Genomic DNA, 22,120 nt, shown 5'->3' with positions numbered 1-22,120 from the left:
CCGCATGCATGACGGCAGCGGCCTCATCGCGGTCCAGAACCTGACCAAGCAGTTCGGTCCGGTGACCGCGGTGCAGAACCTGAGCTTCACCGTGTCACCCGGCAGCGTGACGGGCTTCCTCGGCCCGAACGGCGCGGGCAAGACGACGACCCTGCGGATGTTGCTGGGTCTCGTCAAACCCACGGGTGGCACGGCGACGATCAACGGACGACCGTTCCACCAGCTCGGCCAGCCCGGCCGCGTGGTGGGCGCGGTGCTGGAGGCGCAGGGGTTCCACCCGGCGCGCTCCGCCCGCAACCACCTGCGCGTGTACGCGGCGGCCATCGGCGTGCCCGACGCGCAGGCCGACCAGGTCATGGGCCTGGTCGGCCTGGGCAGCGCCGCCGACCGCAAGGTGGGCGGGTTCTCGCTCGGCATGAAGCAGCGGCTGGCGCTGGCCACGGCGTTGCTCGGCGACCCCCAGGTGCTCGTGCTGGACGAACCGGCGAACGGTCTCGACCCCGAGGGCATCGCCTGGCTGCGCACGTTCCTGCAGTCCTACGCGCGCATGGGCCGCACGGTGCTGATCTCGAGCCACCTGCTGGCCGAGGTCGAGCAGACCGTCGACCAGGTCGTGATCATCTCGCGCGGCCAGACGATGTTCTACGGGCCGCTGGACCAGCTGCGGCAGTCGCAGCAGCGCCGCGTTCTCGTGCAGCCGTCGGACATCAACGCCCTCGCGAACGCCCTGCGCACCGCCGGTGTGCAGGTGATCGAACAGCTGCCGGACGGCAGGCTCGCGGTGTCCGGTGTGGACTCGCGGCAGGTCGCCGACATCGCACTGCAGGCGGGCGTGTCGGTCTACGGCATCCAGGAGGAGACGGTCGACCTCGAACGGCTGTTCTTCCAGCTCACCAGTGGTCAGTACGCCGGGTACGCGCCCGCGCAGCAGAATCCGTACCAGCAGCAGGGTGGTTGGGCCTGATGGGCAACCTCGTGGGAGCGGAGCTCCGCAAGACGACGACGACCGGGCTGTGGTGGGGCCTGCTGATCCCGACCGCGGTGCTGGCGCTCGGCTGGGGGCTCGCGACCGGCCTGCTCGGACAGTTCTTCGTGGACTTCGCGTCCAGCGGCGACGTCGACGAGGTCTCGGACTTCCTCGGCGTCACACCCGACCAGTGGAAGGTCTCGCTGTTCGGCATGGCGCGGGCGATCAACATCTCGACGATCTTCCCGATGGTGTTCGGCGCGATGGCGATCTCCAGCGAGATCAGCCGCCGGACGATCACCACGACGTTCCTGACCGCTCCGTCGCGCATGCACGCGCTGCTGGCGAAGATGCTGGTCTACGTCCTGTGGGGCGCGATCTACGGCCTCGCGATCATGGCGTTCGTCAGCATCGGTGTCGTGATCACCAGCGACGCCGGCCAGCTGCCGGACGCGGGCGGCTGGGCGATGCTGACGCTGGTCTGCGTGCTGTCGTCGATCCTCATGACGATGCTCGGCGTCGGCGTGGGCGCGCTGATCCCCAACGTCGCGGGGGCGGTGGTGCTCCTGCTGCTGTACTTCCTGGTGATCGAGAACGTGCTGCACGGCGTGCTCGCGTACCTCGAGGTGCCGGCGGTGATCGGCTTCCTGCCGAACGGGTCGATCAACGGGCTCACCGGGGCGGTCGCGGTCGACCTGTTCCTGTCGTCGGCGGGGGTGGTGCCGACGGAGATCGAGGACGTGCTGCGGGCGATCGCCGGGGCGGCCGGGGCGCAGGACTGGTGGCTGTCGGGGATCGTGTTCCTGGCTTGGGCCGGTGTGGTGTTCGCTGGTGGTTGGGCGGTCACGCAGTCGAAGGACATCACCTGAGCTGCGGGTTCTGATTCGGTTGGCGGCTTGCTCGGTTGTGTCGCATTCCAGCGGGGTTGGTCGCGTTCCTGGGGTTGGGTCGCGTTGCGAGGACGGGCGCGTAGGTCGTGACGAATCACGGGCTGGCGATTGGGGCTTGACCTTGAGCCTCTGGCGGGGTGCTTGACGGCCGGAAAGGCCGGGCTGAAAAGCGCCCGGCCGTGCCTGATGAGGGGTAGCACCCCGCCCCTCAAGGTCAAGCCCCAATCGCCATGAGCGGGGTGCACCGCTACCCAGTCGTAAGAGTTCGGACGGCTCGCTTCGCATCGCCACGCCAGGCTGCGTGCGAGGTGGCTTGCGATGTCGGCTGACGGTTGGCACCACGCGCCAGGCATGCGTACGTGGTTGGCCTGCGAGGGCGAGCGCCGGTCGGCACCACGCGCCAGGCCTGCGTACCTGGTCACCACACGAGAGCGAGCGCCGGTCGGCACCACGCGCCAGGCCTGCATACGTGGTCGGCCCACGCCGCACCCGGCCTGCGCGTAGCCGCCCCGCGGTCCCAGGTGCGACTGGCGATGCTCCCCTGACCTGCGGTTTCTGACGTCACACTTTTATGTCGGACACCGAACGTAGTGTGGGGCTCGTGACGAAGGGCTGGATCCGCCGACTGTCCGCGGCCTGCTGGCAGCACCCCCGGCTGGTGGTGCTGTCGGTGCTCGCCGCGGTCGTCGGCGTGGGTCTTCAGGCGGCGGGGCCGTTGCTGCTCAAGACGGCGATCGACGACTCGACGGGTGGGCGCACCGATCGGTTGTGGCCGCTCATGGTGGCGTTGATCGTGCTCGAGGTGCTCACGTTCGGGTCGGCGTTCCTGCGCCGGTACCTGGGCGGGCGGTTGGCACTGGGGGTGCAGCACGACCTGCGGCTCGGGGTGTTCTCGGCGGTGCAGCGGCTCGACGGGGCGAAGCAGGACGAGTTGCGGACCGGGCAGATCGTGTCGCGGTCGATCACGGACCTGCAGTTGGTGCAGTCGTTGCTGATGATGGCGCCGCTGGCGGTGGGGACGGTGGTGTTCGCGTTTGCCGCGCTGGCGGCGATGATCTACCTGTCGATCCCGCTGACGATCATCGCGGTGGTCGTGCTGCCGCTGGTGGCGTGGCTGGCCGGGCGCACGCGGCTGACGTTGTTCCCGGCCACGTGGTCGGCGCAGCAGCGGGCGGCGGATCTGGCGCAGCACGTCGAGGAGACCGTCACCGGTGTCCGCGTGGTGAAGGGCTTCGGCCAGGAGGCTCGTGAGGTCGCCCGGCTGGAGAAGCACGCCAAGTTCCTGTTCGCGGAGCGGATGCGGGCGGCGCGGTTGTCCTCGAAGCCGCTCGCGACGGTGACGGCGCTGCCGTTGCTCGGTCAGGTCGCGGTGCTGGGGCTGGGTGGCTGGCTCGCGTTGCACGGCCAGGTCACGCTGGGCACGTTCCTGGCTTTCACGACGTACGTGGCGAACCTCGTGGGGCCGACGCGGTTGCTGTCGAGCCTGATGGTGTCCGCGCAGCTGGCCCGCGCCGGTGTGGAGCGGGTCTACGAGCTGATCGACTCGCAGCCGGACGTGACGGACGGCCCCGGCGAGGTGCCGGACGGTCCGCTCGGGGTCTCGTTCTCCGGTGTGACCTTCGGGTATGCGCGGAGCGAACCCGTGCTGCAGGACTTCTCGATCTCCGTCGAGCCGGGCGAGACGCTGGCGCTGGTGGGCACCGCGGGGTCCGGCAAGTCGACGGTCTCGTTGCTGCTGCCCCGTTTCTACGACGTGCACGCGGGTTCGGTCCGCGTCGGCGGTGCCGACGTGCGGACGTTGAGGCTGGAGTCGTTGCGCGGCACGGTGGGCGTGGTGTTCGAGGAGGCCTTCCTCTTCTCCGACACGGTGTTCTCGAACATCGCGTACGGCAACCCCGACGCGTCGCGCGAGGAGGTCGAGCGCGCCGCGAAGGCCGCGGAGGCCCACGACTTCATCAACGCCCTGCCGCTCGGGTACGACACGGTGGTGGGTGAACGCGGCCTCACGCTGTCCGGTGGTCAGCGCCAGCGCGTGGCCCTGGCCCGCGCGCTGCTCTCCGACCCGCGCGTCCTGGTGCTGGACGACGCGACGTCCGCCGTCGACAACGCGACCGAGGCCGCCATCCACTCGACGCTGGCCTCGGTGACGGCCCACCGCACGACTCTCCTGGTGGCGCACAGGCGTTCCACGCTGTCGCTGGCCGACCGCATCGCGGTCCTGGACGCGGGCCGCGTGGTCGACGTCGGCACGCACTCCGAGCTGATCGCCCGCTGCGCCCTCTACCGCGACCTGCTCGCGGGCCCCGGTGAGGCGATCGAGTCCGCCGCGCCCGTCCAGACCGGCGAGCTGTGGCCGACGCTGTCGCAGGAGGAGCTCGACGACCGCCTGATCGCCGAGGCCAAGACCTCGACGCCGGCCGCGTCCGGCAGGCGCGGCGGAGGTGGAGGGGGCGCGGGAGGCGGCAGCATGGCGGCCCTGGCCGGCGGCCCGCCCACTCCCGAGCTGCTGGCCCAGGTCCGTTCGCTGCCCCCGGCCACCGAGGTCCCCGTCCTGCACGACGAGGACCCGCGCGCCCCCGACCCGGCCTTCCGCCTCGCCCGCCTCCTGCGCCCGTTCCGCTGGGCCCTGGGCGGCGTGGCGGCCCTGGTGGTGCTGGACGCGCTGGTGGGCATGGGCATGCCCTCGCTGGTCCGCCTGGGCATCGACGGCGGCGTGGTCGGTGGCGCGGAGTCGGCGCTGTGGCAGGCCGTGGTCCTGGGCGTCGGCCTCGTCGTGGTCGGCTGGCTGACGACGGCGGGCAGCACGGTCTTCGCCGCCCGCCTGGGCGAACGCCTGCTCTACCTGCTGCGCGTCCGCAGCTACGCCCACCTGCAACGCCTCGGCCTCGACTACTACGAGCGCGAGATGGCCGGCCGCATCATGACGAGGATGACGACGGACGTCGACGCCCTCTCGACGTTCCTGCAGACCGGCCTCGTCACCGCCGTCATCAGCCTGATCACCGTCGTGGGCATCACCGCGGCCCTGGTGCTCACCGACGCCTCGCTGGCCCTGATCGCCCTGTCGGTGCTGCCGGTGCTCGCCATCGCCACGGTGGTCTTCCAGCGCCTCTCCTCCACCGCCTACGCGGAGGCCAGGGAGCGGGTCAGCGCCGTCAACGCCGACCTGCAGGAGAACGTCTCGGGTCTGCGCGTCTCCCAGGCCTACACGAGAGAACGCCGCTCGGCGGCGGCCTTCGCGGAACGCAGCGACGCCTACCGCCGCACCCGCCTGCGGGCCCAGCGCTACATCGCCACGTACTTCCCGTTCGTGTCGATGCTCTCGGGCGTGGCCCAAGCGGTCGTCCTGGCCGTGGGCGCGCACCGGGTGGCGACGGGTTCCCTCACACCGGGCGTCCTGCTGGCCTTCCTGCTCTACCTCGGCCTGTTCTTCAGCCCGATCCAGCAACTCTCCGGCGTCTTCGACGGCTACCAGCAGGCGCGGGTGGGTCTGCGCAGGATCGGCGACCTGCTGCGCACCCCGAGCACGGTCGAACCGCCGTCGGAGCCGGTCCCGGTGCCGGCCCGCCTCCGCGGCGAGGTGGAGTTGCGCAACGTCTCCTTCACGTACACGAGCGCCGAGACCCCGGCGCTCGACGACGTGAGCCTCCACGTGAGCCCGGGCGAAACGGTCGCGCTGGTGGGCGAGACGGGCGCGGGCAAGTCCACCCTCGTCAAGCTGATCGCCCGCTTCTACGACGCCACGACGGGCGAAGTGCTGGTGGACGGCACCGACATCCGCACCTACGACCTCTCCGCCTACCGCCAGAGGCTGGGCGTCGTCCCGCAGGAAGCGCACCTGTTCGGAGGCGACCTGGCCACCAACGTCGCCTACGGCCGTCCCACGGCCACGCACGAGGAGATCGAAGCGGCCACAGCGGCCGTGGGCGCCCTGCCCATGGTCGCCTCGCTCCAGAACGGCTTCCACCAACCGGTGGGCGAACGGGGCAACCACCTGTCCGCGGGCCAGCGCCAGCTGGTGGCCCTGGCCAGGGCCGAACTGGTCGACCCGGATCTCCTGCTCCTCGACGAGGCGACAGCGGCCCTGGACCCGGCCACGGAGTCGGCGGTGCTGGCCGCGAGCGACCAGCTCACGGGCTCCAGGACCACCTTCGTGGTCGCCCACCGCCTGGCCACGGCGGCAAGGGCGGACCGGATAGTCGTCCTGGCCGACGGCCGGGTGATCGAACAGGGCACCCACGCCGAGCTCTTGGCGGCGAACGGCACCTACGCCCGCCTCTGGCGGCACGGCGACACCTCAGAGGCCGCATAGCCACCGCGACCGACCACCCCGCTGACACCGCGGCCAGCCGACGGCCGGAGGAGCACACCCATGCCAAACCGCCCCCACGTCCTCTACGTCTCCAACCTGGCCTACCCCGCCAGGGGCCGCCGGTACTGCGACGAGGACATCTACCTGACCTCGCACCTGAGACAGGCCTTCGACCTGGCCATCTGCCACCCGGAAGACGCCATCGCCCTCATGCGGGACTTCGACACCGTCGTGGTCCGCAACAGCGGACCGGTGATCGACTACCCCTCCGCCTACGCCGAGTTCCGCCGGCAAGCGGAAGCCACGGGTCAGCGCGTCTACAACCCGCTGACGGGCAAGGGCGACATGGCGGGCAAGCAGTACCTGGTCGACCTGACCGCCCAGGGGCACCCGGTCATCCCGACGGTCGACTCGCACGACCACCTGGACCGCCTCCCCCGGTCCGACACCTACGTCGTGAAGCCGAAAGCGGGCGCCGACTCGCACGGCCTGGAGTTCGTCCCGGCGCAGGACCTGCAAAGCAACCTGGCGGCGAAAGCGAGCGACGGGGCGGAAATCCTCGTCCAGCCGAAGATCGATTTTCGGTACGAGGTCTCGTTCTACTTCGTGGACCACGACTTCCAGTACGCGCTGAACGCCCCGGACCCGTCCCGGCGCTGGGAACTCGCGAACTACACCCCGAGCGCGGAGGACCTGGATTTCGCGCGGGAGTTCGTCGGCTGGAACGACCTCGCCCACGGCGTCCAGCGCGTCGACGCGTGCCGCACGCGAAGCGGCGACCTGCTCCTCGTCGAACTCGAGGACCTGAACCCGTACCTGTCGCTGGACCGCACGACGGACGACGCGAGAGCCAGGTTCACGGCGGCGATGACGGCCTCGATCCGCAGTTCACTGACCTGAACAAGATCAATCCGCAAAGCAGCCGCGGTGTACCTATCGTGAACTGATCACCGCGCTGTGTGCGTATGCCCGTCAAACAGCTCAGTGCGCAATACCCGAAAGGAGGTGACGTGGTGAGACGCACCTCAAGAAATGCTCAACTGCGGGTGACGGCAGGCCCGTCCTGATCGATCCTGTGACAGAGCACTCCTTGCCAGGGGCCTCCAGCGTGTGAAGGCCCATGCCGGGGGGACTAACCTGAGTACCGCATGAGTCATCACCAAGAGCGAGATGGATAGAGGCGAGCGCCAGCCGTGTCCAGCAGCAGTCCTGCGTCACAATTCGGGCCGAACGAGTGGCTCGTCGAGGAGATGTACGAGCAGTTCCTCGCGGACCCGTCATCCGTAGACCCGGCATGGCACGACTTCTTTGCCGACTACAAGCGGGCGGGCGGCAACGGCAGTGCCGCCACGGCCAGCGCGGGTGGCTCCACGGCCACCACGACCGCGACCGTGACGCCGCCGGCCGCCGACAAGGCGAAGCCCGCGCCCGCCGCCGCACCCAAGCCTGCCGCGCAGTCGCAGCCGAAGCAGGCGGCCTCGTTGCCGTCGACCGGCAAGCCCGCGCCGCAGCAGGCCGCCAAGGCCAAGCCGGTCTCGCAGAGCGCGCAGCCCGAGCAGAAGCAGCTGCGCGGTGCCTCCGCCGCGATCGCGAAGAACATGGAGCTGTCGCTCACCGTTCCGACCGCGACCAGCGTGCGTGCCGTGCCCGCCAAGCTGCTGGCCGACAACCGCATCGTCATCAACAACCACCTGAAGCGGACGCGCGGCGGGAAGGTCTCCTTCACGCACGTCATCGGCTACGCGGTGGTCCGGGCGCTGCAGGCGTTCCCGAACATGAACCGGCACTACGCCGAGGTCGACGGCAAGCCGTTCGTCGTCACGCCGGAGCACGTGAACTTCGGCCTGGCGATCGACCTGCCCGGCAAGGACGGCAGCCGCACGCTGGTCGTCGCGTCGGTCAAGGGCTGCGAGAACATGACGTTCACGCAGTTCTGGCAGGCCTACGAGGACCTGATCCGCAAGGCCCGCGGCGGCTCGCTGACGGCGGACGACTTCTCCGGCACCACGATCTCGCTGACCAACCCCGGCACGATCGGCACGAACCACTCGGTGCCGCGTCTGCAGGCCGGTCAGGGCGCGATCATCGGCGTCGGCGCGATGGAGTACCCCGCGCACTTCCAGGGCACCAGCGAGCAGGCGCTCACCGACATGGGCGTCAGCAAGATCATCACGCTGACCTCCACGTACGACCACCGCATCATCCAGGGCGCGGAGTCGGGCGAGTTCCTCAAGCGCATCCACCAGCTGCTGCTGGGCGAGGACGGCTTCTACGACGACATCTTCGCGTCGCTGCGGCTGCCGTACGAGCCGATCCGCTGGGTCGCCGACATCCCCGAGGGCGCTGTCGACAAGACGGCGCGCGTCATCGAGCTGATCGACGCGTTCCGCACGCGCGGCCACCTGATGGCCGACACGGACCCGCTGAACTACCGCCAGCGCTCCCACGCCGACCTGGACGTGCTCAGCCACGGCCTGACGCTGTGGGACCTGGACCGCGAGTTCCCGGTCGGCGGCTTCGCCGGCAAGGAGCGGATGAAGCTCCGCGACATCCTGGGCGTGCTGCGCAACTCGTACTGCCGCACCGTCGGCGTCGAGTACATGCACATCCTCGAGCCCGAAGAGCGCCAGTGGATCCAGGAGCGCGTCGAGGTCCCGCACGAGAAGCCGCCGGCCACCGTGCAGAAGTACATCCTCAGCAAGCTGAACGCGGCTGAGGCGTTCGAGACGTTCCTGCAGACGAAGTACGTCGGCCAGAAGCGCTTCTCGCTCGAGGGCGGCGAGACCGTCATCCCGCTGCTCGACGCGGTGCTCGACAAGGCCGCCGAGCACGAGCTCGACGAGGTCGTCATCGGCATGCCGCACCGCGGCCGCCTCAACGTCCTCGCGAACATCGTCGGCAAGCCGATCTCGCAGATCTTCCGCGAGTTCGAGGGCAACCTCGACCCCGGTCAGGCGCACGGCTCCGGCGACGTGAAGTACCACCTCGGTGCCGAGGGCAAGTACTTCCGCATGTTCGGCGACGGCGAGACCAAGGTGTCGCTGACCGCCAACCCGTCGCACCTCGAGGCCGTCGACCCGGTTCTGGAGGGCATCGTCCGCGCCAAGCAGGACATGCTCGACAAGGGCGGCGACTTCTTCCCGGTGCTGCCGGTCGCCATGCACGGTGACGCGGCGTTCGCCGGTCAGGGTGTCGTGGCCGAGACGCTGAACCTGGCGCTGGTCCGCGGTTACCGCACCGGTGGCACGGTGCACATCGTCGTGAACAACCAGGTCGGCTTCACCACCGCGCCGGAGCACTCGCGGTCCTCGAAGTACTCGACCGACGTCGCGAAGATGATCGGCTCGCCGGTCTTCCACGTGAACGGCGACGACCCCGAGGCCTGCTACTGGGTCGCGAAGCTGGCCGTCGAGTACCGCCAGGCGTTCGCCAAGGACGTCGTGATCGACATGGTCTGCTACCGCCGCCGCGGCCACAACGAGGGCGACGACCCCTCGATGACGCAGCCGGCGATGTACGACGTGATCGACCAGAAGCGCTCGGTGCGCAAGACCTACACCGAGTCCCTGATCGGCCGCGGCGACATCACGGTCGAAGAGGCCGAGAAGGCGCTGCAGGACTTCTCCAGCCAGCTGGAGCACGTCTTCAACGAGGTCCGCGAGCTCGAGAAGCACCCGGTGAAGGCCAGTCCTTCGGTGGAGGCCGAGCAGCAGATCCCGGCGAAGCTGCCCACGGGCATCTCCCGCGAGACGCTGGAGCACATCGCCGACGCCCACGTGAAGCTGCCCGAGGGCTTCACGCCGCACGCCCGCGTCAAGCCGGTGCTCGACCGCCGCGCCAAGATGGCGCGCGAGGGTGGCATCGACTGGGCGTTCGCCGAGCTGCTCGCCTTCGGCTCGCTCGCGATCGAGGGCCGCAACATCCGCCTGGCCGGCCAGGACTCGCGCCGCGGCACGTTCGTGCAGCGCCACGCGACCCTGATCGACCGCAAGACCGGCGCGGAGCACACGCCGCTGCAGCACCTGTCCGAGGACCAGGGCAAGTTCATGGTCTACGACTCGGTGCTCTCGGAGTTCGCGGCCGTGGGCTTCGAGTACGGCTACTCGGTGGCGAACCCGCAGGCGCTGGTGCTGTGGGAGGCGCAGTTCGGTGACTTCGTCAACGGCGCGCAGCCGATCATCGACGAGTTCATCTCGTCCGGTGAGGCCAAGTGGGGTCAGCGTTCCGACGTCGTGATCCTGCTGCCGCACGGCCACGAGGGCCAGGGCCCCGACCACACGTCGGGCCGCATCGAGCGCTGGCTGCAGCTGTGCGCCGAGGGCTCGATGACCGTCGCGGTGCCGTCGACTCCGGCGAACTACTTCCACCTGCTGCGTCGCCACGCCCTCGACGGCGTCGACCGGCCGCTGATCGTGTTCACGCCGAAGTCCATGCTGCGCCTCAAGGCCGCCGTGTCCGGGACCGACGAGTTCATCAACGACCGCTTCCACTCGGTGATGGACGACCCGACCGTCAAGGACCCGAACGCGGTCACGAAGGTCCTGCTGTGCAGCGGCAAGATCTCCTACGAGCTGCACGCCGAGCGCGAGAAGCGCGGCGGCGGCGACGTGGCGATCGTGCGCGTCGAGCAGCTCTACCCGGTCCCGGCCCGCAAGCTGACCGAGACCCTGGAGCGCTACCCGAACGCGAAGGACGTCCGCTGGGTCCAGGAGGAGCCGGCGAACCAGGGTGCCTGGCCGTTCTACGGCCTCGCCCTCCCGGAGCTCCTGCCGGAGCACCTGGGCACCGTCCGCCGCGTGTCCCGCCGCCCGATGGCCGCCCCGTCGGCCGGTTCGAGCAAGGTGCACGAGGTCGAGCAGCGCGAGATCATCACCCGCGCGTTCGAGTAGGCCGGTCCTGAACGAAACGAGCCGCCGGACTCCGCTGGGGTCCGGCGGCTCGTTTTCTCAAGCCCTCTAGGAGTTCTAGCCATGTACCACACCGATCGCGGCATCGAGGAGCTCGAGAAGCGGCGCGGCGAGGAGGAGGTCACCTTCGCGTGGCTGGCCGACAAGCTGCGCGAGTTCGTCGACGCCAACCCGGACTTCGAGACGCCGATCGAGCGCTTCGCCACGTTCCTGGCGCGCGACGACGACTTCGAGGACTAGTCACCTCGAATAACGTGACATCCCGTGCACCTCGGGCGACTAGAGGTGCATGGGCAAGACGCTCGGCCTGCTCGGCGCGGCCATCGCACCACCGGCCGCCGCCTTCGCCTTCTTGCAGGCCTGGGCGAAGGCACACCCGGTCCTGGCCCTGATCGCGTTCGTCGCCTACGAAGCGGTGGTCCTCGGCCTGAGCTTCGCGGGCAAGCTCGTCGGCGGCACCGCCGACGAGCTGAACAGGCGATGGAAGGACGACCTCGCCAGAACCATCGACGAGGGCACACGCCGCCGTCTGTCCGGCTTCGAACGCCGCTACCGCGAGGCCGTGCTAGGCAACCTGAGGTTCATCGACCTCAAGGGTCTCGCCACGATGGGCTTCTACACGCCCGAACTCGACGAGGTCTTCGTCGACATCAGCCTCGTCCACAGCGACCCGGCGAAGGTCCCCTCGGACGTGCTGGGCCACCACCAGGTGCACCCCGAACGCCGCTTCATCGGCGACCTGATCGACCAGCCCAAGCCCGTGGTGCTCGCCGTGATCGGCGCACCGGGCTGTGGCAAGACGACCTTGCTCCGCCACACCGCGCTGCTCGTGTGCCGCAAGCGCCGCCGGCGGCGCGGCATTCCGGTGCTCCTCTACCTCCGCGACCACGTTCAGGCGATCGCCGAGGACACCGCGCTGACGGACCTGGTCGACCGGGCCGCTCCGGCAGGCTGGTTCGAGCAGAAGCTGCGCGCCGGTTCGTGCGTGGTGCTCCTCGACGGCCTGGACGAGGTCGCGGACCACCAGAACCGCCGCACCGTCTCGGACTGGGTCGAACGCCAGATCGCGCGCCACCCGTCGAACGACTTCGTGATCACGTCCCGCCCGCACGGCTACGAGTCGGCTCCGGTGTCGGGCGCCGACGTCGTGCAGGTCCGCGGCTTCACCGACGAGCAGGTGACCAGGTTCGTGCGGAGCTGGTACTTCGCTTTCGAGCAGCGCAGCACCGGCGAGAAGTCGCCCGAGATCGCCCGCCGCGCCGAGGGTGAGGCGAACGACCTCCTGGAGCGCCTGCACCAGAACCCTTCGCTCTACGAGCTGTCGGTGAACCCGTTGCTGCTCACCATGATCGCGAACGTCCACAAGTTCCGCGGCGCGCTGCCCGGCAGTCGCGTGGACCTGTACAGCGAGATCTGCCAGGTGCTGCTGTGGCGGCGGCAGGAGGCGAAAAGGCTCCGATCGGAGCTGAGCGGCGAGCAGAAGATGACGCTCATGAGCGGACTCGCGTTCTCGATGATGAGTCGCGAAGTGCGCGACGTCAGCAGGGACGAGATCGCTGTCGAGTTCCGCTCTTCCCTGCGCCGCATGGCGGGTGGGCTGGACGAGAACGCCTTTCTGGCGGACATGACGTCGTGCGGCCTGTTGCTGGAGCGCGAGCGCGACACCTTCGCGTTCGCGCACCTGACGTTCCAGGAGTTCCTGGCAGCACATCACATCCGCGAGAAGCAGCTGACGAAGGTGTTGGTCGACAACGTCAACAACCTGTGGTGGCGCGAAACGACACTGCTGCACGTGGCCCGTGCCAGTGCCGACGCGATCGTGAGGGCGGTCTTCGAATTCGGCTCTGTGTGGACTTTGTCGCTGGCGTTCGACATCGCCGAACAGGGCAGCGAACTCGCACCGGAACTTCGGAAGAGGCTCGACGACCTGCTGGACACCCCGTACGACTCCGACGCCGAACCCTCGTTGCGCACCCTCATCACCCGCGTGCTGGTGGCACGACACCTGCGCAAGCTCGTGCGCACCGGCGCGGGCACCCACATCTGCGCCGAACCGGTACCCGTGCGCGTCTACAAGCTGTTCTTGGCGCAGGAATCGCCTGGCATGCCGGATGTTCCGCTGGGCGGGCCTGACGAACCCGCCAGAGGGATGTGGCACCGCGATGTGGTCGGCTTCGTCGACTGGGTCAACCGCATCGCGGCTGCGGAGCAGATCTTCCGCCTCGCCGTCGCAGACGAGCTGATGTCGTCCCCGCTGGCCGCGAAACTCGAAGTGCTGTCCCCTCACACCGCAGAAGCCGAGGAGCGGGCACACTTCTCGGTCACGATGCAGGAGGTGCGAGAGGACTTGCACGCCGACCTCGTGCTGCTGCCTGAAATCATGGAACTCGGGTATGTGTTCAGGATCGCGCCTGACCTTCACTGGTCGCCCGCTAAATCGAAGTTGCTCCGGATAGAGATCCGGCACATGCGAGCCTTGAAACCGGAAGGTTTGTTTGGAAGAGCACTGTGCAGAGCGGCCATGGCGGCCAACCCGAAGCGCACGAACTTCACCGAGCAGTTCAGCCGGACGTTCGTCGACATGTTCGAGTCCAAGGGCAATCCACGCCTCGACGCGGATTTCCCGAAAGCACTCCGGCATGTGCAGGAATGCCCGACGACTCGGTGGGGACAGGCTCGTCTTCCGGACCTCGTCGTGCGAGCCGCAGCCCTCTTCTCCAGGCGCGAACCGGTCACTGCCGAAGAAGCGGCATCGGTGCGCCTCCTCGCGACGTGTTTGGCACACGAGACAGACAAGGCCAATTGGCCTCATTTCCGTTCGCTGGCCGCCAGCGCGTCGATCTTGCAGCGACGCGCCGACGGCAGAATCCCCGCGAACGAGACGATCGTCCTGGCCACCGACTAGCGGCGGATCACCAGGCGTAGGCCTCCGGAGCGGGCTTCGACCCGTTCGGCGCCGGTGCCGGGAACAGCTCGTCGAGCTTCGCCAGCACGTCGGCGTCGAGCTTCAACTCCGCCGCCCGCAGCGAGTTGTCCAGCTGCTCACCGGTGCGCGGCCCGATGATCGGCGCCGTGACGCCGTCCTGGTGCAGCAACCACGCGAGACCGACGTTCGCCGGGTCCTCGCCGATCTCGGCGCACAACTTCTCGTAGGCCTCGATCTGGTCCCTGTTCTTCTCCAGCGCGTCGGCGGAACGCCCGGACGCGGACCGGGAGACCCCGCCCTCGCGCTGCTTGCGCAGCACGCCGCCCAGCAGCCCGCCGTGCAGCGGCGACCACGGGATGACGCCCAGGCCGTAGTGACGAGCGGCCGGCAGGACCTCCAGCTCCACCCAGCGGGTCATCAGGTTGTAGATCGACTGCTCCGACACCAGCCCGAGGAACCCGCGCGTACGAGCGGCCTCGGCAGCCTGGGCGATGTGCCAGCCGGCGAAGTTCGACGAGCCGAAGTAGATGACCTTGCCCTGCTGGCGCAGGACGGAGAAGGCCTCCCAGATCTCGTCCCACGGCGTGTCCCGGTCGACGTGGTGCATCTGGTAGAGGTCGATGTAGTCGGTCTGGAGGCGCTTCAACGAGGCGTCGGCGGCGCGGCGGATGTTCAGGGCGGAGAGCTTGGTCTCGTTCGGCCAGTCGCCCATGCTGCCGTAGAGCTTGGTGGCGATGACGGTCCGCTCGCGGCGGGTGCCGCCCTTGGCAAACCAGTTGCCGATGATGTTCTCGGTGACGCCCTCGCCCTTCTTCCAGCCGTAGACGTTGGCCGTGTCGAAGAAGTTCAGGCCGTGTTCGTGGGCGCGGTCCATGATCGCGTGGCTGTCGGTCTCGGAGGTCTCGGGGCCGAAGTTCATCGTGCCGAGGCACAGGCGGGAGACGGACAGGCCGCTGCGACCGAGCTGGGTGTACTCCATGCTTCCAGCCTGCCCCGCGGCGCGGCGTTGTGCCACGTGGAGCTGCTCCAGCTCGCCACAGGTTCGACAGTGTCGGTCACCGAATTTTCTACGCCGCCAATTCACCCGCTAGTGAGTTCACGTTTCATCGCGTTCCCCCTTGCCTGGAGGACCTGACGAGAATCAACACCTGCGTTGTGGCGGCATTGTTCGCGACCGCTCTCTGCACGCAGGGAACAGGAATCCGGTGCGCAGTCGTGCGAATAGCGAGCGAGGGCCGCTACTCCCACTCCCACCTGATGCCGTGCACGGAGCCCGCCTGGGCCTCGTGCACCAGCAGGTGCGCGGCGGCGGTGGTGCCGATCCACAGTTCGCCCGTCTCCACGTCCGGCCCGCCGGGCTCGGAGCGGGTGAAGCTGTGGCAGCGCACGGGAACCGCGGCGGGGTGGAACTCGACCTCCAGCACGTAGTTGCGCACCGTGCGGAGGAACGTGCGGTCGGCACAGGCGCTGTCGGCGCCGGGGTCGGAGATCAGCCGCAGGTCGACGAGCGCGGTCTCGCCGGCCTGCAGCACGCGGTCGAGGATGATCTCCGCGACGAGCAGCTTCTGCTCGTCGTCCCTGCGCACCCTGCCCACGCGGCACGTCTTCTCGGCGACGATGCCGCCGGGCGAGAGGTCGGTGTCGTCGGCCGTCTTGGCGAGCAGCATCCGGTCGACGCCGTCCTCGAACGCCTCGATCACCGCGCTGCTGCGGATCTCGATCTCGCGCCTGTCCTGTCCGATCAGCGCGCGGTCCCGCACGCTGAGGTAACGAGCCGGGGCCGGGAGCAGCCTGTCGACGCGGGTGATCTCACGGCCGAGGTCGATCGCGGCGTCACGCCAGATGCCCTCCAGCGCGGTGGCGCGCTCCACCCACCGGCCGCGCGGACGCCTGCCCCCGAGCCTGCTCGTCAACGCGCCCGGCGAGAGCTGCAGGATCTCCTCGAGAGCGGCTACGGCCGCGAGCGACTCGGGACGTTCCGGGCGGCTGCGGCCACGGCGCCAGTAACTCAGCGTCGACTGGCTCACCTGCACGCCGCGTGACTCCAGGTGGTGCTGGATCCGCTCCAGGCTGAGCCCGCTCGCCTCCACGGCCAGCGTCAGCGCTTCAGCGAATTCCGACACCGCCGGATACTACTGTGAGTGACCGAGTGCGCGCGCCACAGTTTTGACAGTATTGAGGACCGAAGTTTCGAACCTGTTATCCGAAGCACATGCCGCGTTAGTTTCTTGGTGTTCCCCAGTTCATTCCCTGCCAGGAGGAACTCATGTCACCACGGCGTCATGTCGCCATCGCGGCGGCATTGGGCATCGCTTCCACGGCGATGCTGACGCCCACCGCGATCGCTGAGGAAGCGGTGCTCCCCGGTGCGGGCGCACAAGCGGTCGAGGGCAGCTACATCGTGGTGCTGAAGGACGGAGCGCGCACCCCTGCCGGCGCGTTGGCGTCCCGCTACCAGGGCAACGTCAAGCACACCTACAGCACCGCGCTGAACGGTTTCTCCGTCACCGGGATGTCCGAACGACAGGCGCGGCGGCTCGCGGCCGACCCCGACGTCGAATTCGTCGAGCGCAACACGTTCGCCACGATCCAGGCCACCCAGGCGAATCCCGTCTGGGGTCTCGACCGGATCGACCAGGCGAACCTGCCGCTCAGCCGCAGCTACACCTACCCGAACACCGCGTCGAACGTGACGGCGTACGTTCTCGACACCGGAATCAGGAAAACGCATTCCGAATTCGAGGGCCGCGCTTCCGACGGTTACGACTTCATCGACAACGATTCCGTCGCCCAGGACTGCCAGGGCCACGGCACGCACGTCGCCGGCACGGTCGGCGGCAAGACGTACGGCGTCGCGAAGAAGGCCAAGCTCATCGGCGTCCGCGTGCTCGACTGCAACGGCAGCGGCCCGTGGGACGGCATCATCCGCGGCATCGACTGGGTGACGGCCAACGGCAAGAAGCCCGCCGTCGTCAACATGAGTCTCGGTGGCAGCGGCACGAACGCCTCGCTGGAGAACGCCGTCAAGCGCTCGATCAGCACGGGCTTCACCTACGTGCTCGCGGGTGGCAACAGCGGTCAGGACGCCTGCAACTTCACCCCGGCCCGCACGCCGGAGGCGATCACCGTCGGCGCCTCGGACCGCGCCGACAAGCGGTCGATCTACTCCGCGGGCTCGTCGAACCACGGCAGGTGCCTCGACATCTGGGCGCCGGGCAGCGACATCGTCTCCGCCTCGCACAGCAACGACACCGGCACGCGGTCCATGGGCGGCACGTCGATGGCCTCCCCGCACGTCGCCGGAGCGGCCGCGCTGTACCTGAGCGCGAACCCGTCCGCGACGCCCGCCCAGGTGCGCAACGCCCTGGTCGGCGCGGCCACGCCGAACAAGCTGACCGACATCAGGACGGGTTCACCGAACCTGCTGCTGAAGGTCTAGGGACTTGCCGTCGCCGCCTCCCTGCGGCGGCGACGGCCATCCTGGGCGCCCTCGATGCCCACGGCCGAATGCGGCTCGGCCGAAGCATCATTTCGACTGGGGGGCGCTTGCGGTGGGAGTGGGAGTAGCGGCTACTCCCACTCCCACCGCACTCCATAGATCCCGGGCTTCGAGTTCCGCACGTGGATGTGCGTTGATGCCGTCGTCCCGATCCACAGGTCGTTCAGAGCGGTCTCCGGTTCGTGCAACGACGGCCGCGCGAACTGGAAGCACCGCGCGGGCACGGCGTCGGGGTGGAAGCCGATCTGCAGCGTGTAGTCGTTCACCGGCCGCAGGAACCGCCGGTCGCAGACCTCGCTGTCCGCACCGGGCCTCATCCGGACCGTGTAGTCGACCAGCGCCGTCTCCCCGGCCCTGAGCATCCGGTCGAACAGGATCTCCGCCACGAGGAAGCCCGTCGAGTCCTCGCTGCGCACCCGCCCGAGCCGGCACGGCGGCCCCGCCTCGATCGACGGCACACCGAGGTCGGTGGCATCGGCCAGCTGGATCGCGAGGAACCGGTCGACGCCGTCCTCCAGCGCCTGGATCACCCCGGTGCAGCGGTTCGAGACCTCGCGGCGGTCCGGCCCGACCACCTGCCGGTCCTGCACGCTCAGGTACGTCGACGCGGTCGGTTGCAGGCGGTCGATCCGCGACATGACCTCACCGAGGTCCGTCGCCCGCGAGTCCCACATGTCCTCGAGCGACAGCGCCTGGTCGACCCAGCGCCCCCGCGGCCGCTTGTCGCCCAGCCGGTCGGTCAGGAAGCCCTCGCCGAGTTCGAGGAGCTCCTCCAGCGCGGCGACGACCTTCAGCGACTCGGGGCGTTCCGGGCGGCTGCGGCCGCGGCGCCAGTAGCTCAGCGTCGAGATGCTCACCTGCATGCCGCGGGCGGCGAGGTGGTGCTGGATGCGTTCGAGACTCAGGCCGCTGTTGTCGACGGCTTTCGTCAGCGCCTCCGCGAAATCCACCACGGGGACACCGTACGGCCCCGCACCTTCCGCCAACAGGCCCACACGACGGGTGCCGGGACCCCGGTCTCAATTGGCGCGTTGCCCCTGACGCCACACCGAGTGCGTCAACGGGACGCCGGGCCGGTACGCCAGATGCGTGATCGAGGGGGCGTCCAGCACGTGCAGGTCAGCGCGCGAACCGGGCCGGATGACACCGACGTCGTCCCGTCGCAACGCCCGCGCGCCTCCCGCCGTCGCCGCCCACACCGCCTCCTCGACGGTCATCCGCATCTGCAGGACCGCCGTCGTCACGCAGAACGCCATCGACGAGGTGTAGGAGGAGCCGGGGTTGCAGTTGCTGGCGAGCGCGACCGTCGCACCGGCGTCCAGCAGGGCGCGGGCGGGCGGCAGCGACTGGCGGGTCGACAGGTCGCACGCCGGGAGCAGCGTCGCGACCGTGTCCGACGACGCCAGCGCGTCGACGTCGTCCGCCGACAGGTACGTGCAGTGGTCGACGGAGGTGGCGCCGAGCTCCACGGCCAGCCGCACGCCGGGGCCCTCGCCGAGCTGGTTGCCGTGCACCCGCAGGCCGAGACCCTTCTGCTGAGCGGCCACCAGCACGGCCTTCGACTGGTCGTAGTCGAAGGCGCCCTTCTCGCAGAACACGTCAGCCCAGCGCACGAGCGGTGCGACGGCGTCGAGCATCTCGCCGCGGACCAGTTCGACGTAGGTGTCGGCGTCCTCGCCGGGCGGCACGAGGTGGGCGCCGAGGAACGTGACCTCGTCGGCGTGCTCGGCGGCGATGCGGGCGCTTCGGACCTCGTCGGCCACGTTCAGGCCGTAGCCGGTCTTGGTCTCGACGAACGTCGTGCCCTGCCTGAGCGCCTCGGCGACGTGCTTGCGCACGACGGCGGCCAGTTCCTCGTCGGTCGCGGCACGGGTCGCGTTGACGGTCACGGCGATGCCGCCCGCGGTGTAGGGCTTGCCGGCCATGCGCGCGCCGAACTCGGCGGTGCGGTCGCCCGCGAAGACCAGGTGGGTGTGGCTGTCGACCCAGCCGGGCAGCACCGCGCGGCCCTCGACGTCGACGCGTTCGTCCGCCGCGGGGGCGTTCGAGGCGTCGCCGACCCAGGCGATCTCCGCGCCGTCGATCACCAGCGCGTCACCGGCGGACTCGCTGTTCGTGGTCAGCTCACCGATGCCGGTGATCAGCACGCTCATGCCCACAGCTCCTCGATCGCGTCCGCCAGCAGCCTGCCGACGTCTCCCAGGGTCTCGTGCACGCCACCGCTCGCGACCACCCGGCCGCCTGCCACCACGGTGTCCACATCGGACGCCGTCGCGGACAGGAGGACCTGCTGCGGCAACGAACCCGCGGTGCGCGGCGTCGAGCAGCTGATCGCCACGAGGTCGCAGGGCGCGCCCGGCTCGATGCGGCCGCCGTCCCAGCCGATCGCCGAGTGGCGGGTGGCCGCGCCGAGCAGTTCGGACGGCGAGAAACGGCCGCGCTGACCGGTGCGGAGCCGTTCGTGGTGCTCCAGCGCGCGGGACTCCAGCAGCGGGTCGATCACCGCGTGCTGATCGCTGCCTAGCGAGAGCGGGCTGCCCGCGTCGGCCAGCTCCCGGGCCGGGCCGATGCCGTCGGCCAGGTCCGCCTCGGTGGTCGGGCAGAAGCACGCACCCGTGCCGGAACCGCCCAGCAGCGCGATGTCCTCCGGCGTGAGGTGCGTGGCGTGCACGGCCGTCGTTCGAGGCGACAGTGCGCCGGCCTCGTGCAACAGGCCGGTCGGCGTCACCCCGTAAGCAGCGAGGCACGCCTCGTTCTCGGCCGGTTGCTCGGAGAGGTGGACGTGCAGCGGCGCGTCCGGAAACGCTTGCGCCACCACGGGGAGCTCGGCTCGCGGGACGGCGCGGACCGAGTGGATGGCCGCGCCGACGCGCATCACGTCGTCGGACTTCAGCTCGCCGACCCTGGTGGCCCACGCTTCGGCCGTGCCGTCGGAGAAACGCCGCTGCACCTCGTTGACGGGCTGGTCGATGCCGCCCGCGAGGTAGCAGGTGTCGAGCAGCGTCAGCCGGATGCCGGCGTCCTTGGCCGCTTCCCGCAGGGCGTACCCGAACTCGTTCGACCTGTCGTGGACGTAGTGGAACTCGCCGACGGCCGACACCCCGGCGAGCGCCATCTCGCCGTAGACCGCGCGGGCCAGGCGGTAGTACGACTGGGGTGTCAGCTTCGACGCCAGCGCGTACATGCCTTCGCGCCACGTCCAGAACGTGCCACCGCCGTCGTGCGTCCGGCCCCGCAGCGCCCGGTGGAACGCGTGCGAGTGGGCGTTCGCGAAGCCCGGCACCACGATGCCGTGCAGCCTGCGCACACCCAGCGGAATCGTGTCCACTGTGGACACGTTCGAGATCACGCCGTTCTCGACCCTGAGTAGGACGCGTTCGGCGAGCCCGGAGAGCAACCAGGCCCGCTCGCACCAGAAGTTCACGAGCCGAGGTGTTCGATGGTCGCGGCCAGCGCCTTGACGCCCTCGTCGACGTCGGCCTGCTCGGCGAACTCCTCCGGCGCGTGGCTCACGCCGGTGGGGTTGCGCACGAACAGCATCGCGGTCGGCACGTGCTCCGCGAGGATGCCCGCGTCGTGACCCGCGCCGGTCGGCAGCGCCGGAACGCCGCCGAGCGCCGAAGCGATGTCGTCCCGCAGAGCTGCGTCGAAGTGCACCGTGTCGCCGTACGACTCCTCGGTGATCCTCAGCGCGCAGCCTTCCTCCTCGGCAGCCCGCTCAGCAGCCTCGGAGATCTCCGCGACCATCGCACGGGTGCGCGCGTCGTCGCTGTCCCGCGCGTCCAGCCAGACGTCCACAGTGGACGCGATGACGTTCGTGCCACCGGGGTTGGGGACGAGCCTCCCCACGGTCGCACGCCCGCCACCGCGAGCCGCCTTCCGCGCCGCCAGCACGAGCTGGGAGGCCGGGAGCATCGGGTCGCGGCGGTCTTCGATCAACGTCGCTCCGGCGTGGTTGCCCTCGCCGGAGAACGTGAAGCGCCACCGGCCGTGCGCGAGGATGCTGCTCGCCACCCCCACCGGCACCGTGAGGCCGCGGCCCTGCTCGACGTGCAGCTCGACGAACTGGCCGATGCGCTTCAACGCCCGTTCGTCGCGGCCGACCAGGCCGGGGTCGTACCCCGCCGCCTTCATGGCCTCGGCGAGCGTGACGCCGTCCGGGTCCTTGAGGTTCAGCGCCTTCTCCGGGGAGATGGCACCGGTCAGCAGCCGGGAGCCGAGGCAGGCGACCCCGAACCGGCCGCCCTCCTCCTCGGCGAACACCGTGATCGCGAACGGCCGCGCGGGCGTGAAACCCTTGGCCTGCAACAGGTCGACGGCCTCCAGAGCCGACGTCACCCCGAGCGGCCCGTCGAACGCGCCACCACCGGGCACCGAGTCCAGGTGACTGCCGGTGACGAGCGCGTCGTCGCCGCGCTCGCCCCACCACGCCCAGAGGTTGCCGTTCTGGTCGGTCTCGACGTTCAGGCCGCGCTTGACGGCCTGCTCGACGAACCAGTGCCGCAGTTCGAGCTCCGGCTTGTCGTAGCCGTGACGCGAGTAACCGCCGCGCTTGAGGTCGCGGCCGACATCGGTGATCTGGTCGAGCATCACGCCTCCACCGGCAGGCTCACGCAGGG

Annotated in this window: 14 protein-coding genes; 8 read left to right on the top strand and 6 right to left on the bottom strand. The window is 69.6% G+C overall.

Going from position 1 to position 22,120, the window contains the following annotated elements:
* Window positions 1-4 precede the first annotated feature (4 nt).
* The 7 genes from IE307_RS42690 to IE307_RS42660 all read left to right on the top strand — a co-directional run bounded on the left by IE307_RS42690 (window position 5) and on the right by IE307_RS42660 (window position 13,981).
* Window positions 5-964 (top strand): ABC transporter ATP-binding protein, encoded by a 960-nt coding sequence (locus tag IE307_RS42690; RefSeq protein WP_191305208.1) that lies wholly within the window; start codon window positions 5-7, stop codon window positions 962-964.
* Entirely contained in the window at window positions 964-1,836 is an 873-nt protein-coding gene (locus IE307_RS42685; RefSeq protein WP_191305207.1) for an ABC-2 transporter permease, read from the top strand. Before IE307_RS42690 ends, IE307_RS42685 begins: the two co-directional genes overlap by 1 nt.
* Window positions 1,837-2,428: 592 nt before the next feature.
* Window positions 2,429-6,169 carry an ABC transporter ATP-binding protein gene (locus IE307_RS42680; RefSeq protein WP_191305206.1) on the top strand — a complete coding sequence of 1,247 codons (3,741 nt, stop codon included), beginning with the start codon at window positions 2,429-2,431 and terminating at the stop codon, window positions 6,167-6,169.
* Between the two features lie 60 nt (window positions 6,170-6,229).
* Window positions 6,230-7,069 (top strand): ATP-grasp domain-containing protein, encoded by an 840-nt coding sequence (locus IE307_RS42675; RefSeq protein ID WP_191305205.1) that lies wholly within the window; start codon window positions 6,230-6,232, stop codon window positions 7,067-7,069.
* Between the two features lie 293 nt (window positions 7,070-7,362).
* Complete coding sequence (locus tag IE307_RS42670) at window positions 7,363-11,058, top strand: multifunctional oxoglutarate decarboxylase/oxoglutarate dehydrogenase thiamine pyrophosphate-binding subunit/dihydrolipoyllysine-residue succinyltransferase subunit (protein ID WP_191305204.1); 3,696 nt, start codon at window positions 7,363-7,365, stop codon at window positions 11,056-11,058.
* 81 nt (window positions 11,059-11,139) lie between these two features.
* The gene (locus IE307_RS42665; RefSeq protein ID WP_189154218.1) at window positions 11,140-11,316 is read left to right on the top strand and encodes a DUF6104 family protein; all 177 of its coding nucleotides are present in this window, start codon (window positions 11,140-11,142) and stop codon (window positions 11,314-11,316) included.
* 49 nt (window positions 11,317-11,365) lie between these two features.
* Window positions 11,366-13,981 (top strand): NACHT domain-containing protein, encoded by a 2,616-nt coding sequence (locus IE307_RS42660; RefSeq protein ID WP_191305203.1) that lies wholly within the window; start codon window positions 11,366-11,368, stop codon window positions 13,979-13,981.
* Between the two features lie 7 nt (window positions 13,982-13,988).
* Here IE307_RS42660 and IE307_RS42655 read toward each other — a convergent pair whose 3' ends face one another.
* Together IE307_RS42655 and IE307_RS42650 are read right to left on the bottom strand one after the other, a co-directional pair.
* Window positions 13,989-14,981, bottom strand: coding sequence for an aldo/keto reductase (locus tag IE307_RS42655; RefSeq protein WP_191305202.1), 993 nt, complete (start codon window positions 14,979-14,981; stop codon window positions 13,989-13,991).
* A gap of 259 nt (window positions 14,982-15,240) precedes the next feature.
* Window positions 15,241-16,125, bottom strand: a complete 885-nt coding sequence (locus IE307_RS42650; RefSeq protein ID WP_191305201.1) for a DISARM anti-phage system protein DrmE domain-containing protein — start codon at window positions 16,123-16,125, stop codon at window positions 15,241-15,243.
* A gap of 143 nt (window positions 16,126-16,268) precedes the next feature.
* On the opposite strand from IE307_RS42650, the gene IE307_RS42645 reads away from it, so the two are divergent.
* On the top strand, window positions 16,269-17,441 hold the full coding sequence (locus tag IE307_RS42645) for a S8 family peptidase (protein WP_191305200.1): 1,173 nt from the start codon (window positions 16,269-16,271) through the stop codon (window positions 17,439-17,441).
* 131 nt (window positions 17,442-17,572) lie between these two features.
* Here the strand turns inward: IE307_RS42645 and IE307_RS42640 are convergent, their stop codons facing one another.
* The 4 genes from IE307_RS42640 to IE307_RS42625 form a co-directional block, all read right to left on the bottom strand.
* The gene (locus IE307_RS42640) at window positions 17,573-18,454 is read right to left on the bottom strand and encodes a hypothetical protein (protein WP_191305199.1); all 882 of its coding nucleotides are present in this window, start codon (window positions 18,452-18,454) and stop codon (window positions 17,573-17,575) included.
* A gap of 66 nt (window positions 18,455-18,520) precedes the next feature.
* The gene (hutI, locus tag IE307_RS42635; protein ID WP_191305198.1) at window positions 18,521-19,654 is read right to left on the bottom strand and encodes an imidazolonepropionase; all 1,134 of its coding nucleotides are present in this window, start codon (window positions 19,652-19,654) and stop codon (window positions 18,521-18,523) included.
* Complete coding sequence (locus IE307_RS42630) at window positions 19,651-20,925, bottom strand: formimidoylglutamate deiminase (RefSeq protein ID WP_191305197.1); 1,275 nt, start codon at window positions 20,923-20,925, stop codon at window positions 19,651-19,653. The genes hutI and IE307_RS42630 overlap by 4 nt, the downstream gene beginning before the upstream one ends.
* Window positions 20,922-22,091, bottom strand: coding sequence for an allantoate amidohydrolase (locus tag IE307_RS42625; RefSeq protein WP_191305196.1), 1,170 nt, complete (start codon window positions 22,089-22,091; stop codon window positions 20,922-20,924). The genes IE307_RS42630 and IE307_RS42625 overlap by 4 nt, the downstream gene beginning before the upstream one ends.
* Between the last annotated feature and the right edge of the window lie 29 nt (window positions 22,092-22,120).

It is taken from the genome of Lentzea cavernae, assembly GCF_014653695.1.
In the GTDB taxonomy this organism is placed as follows: Bacteria; Actinomycetota; Actinomycetes; order Mycobacteriales; family Pseudonocardiaceae; genus Lentzea; species Lentzea cavernae.
Note: the sequence above shows the minus strand (reverse complement) of the source record. Positions and strands in the feature narration are given on the sequence as shown.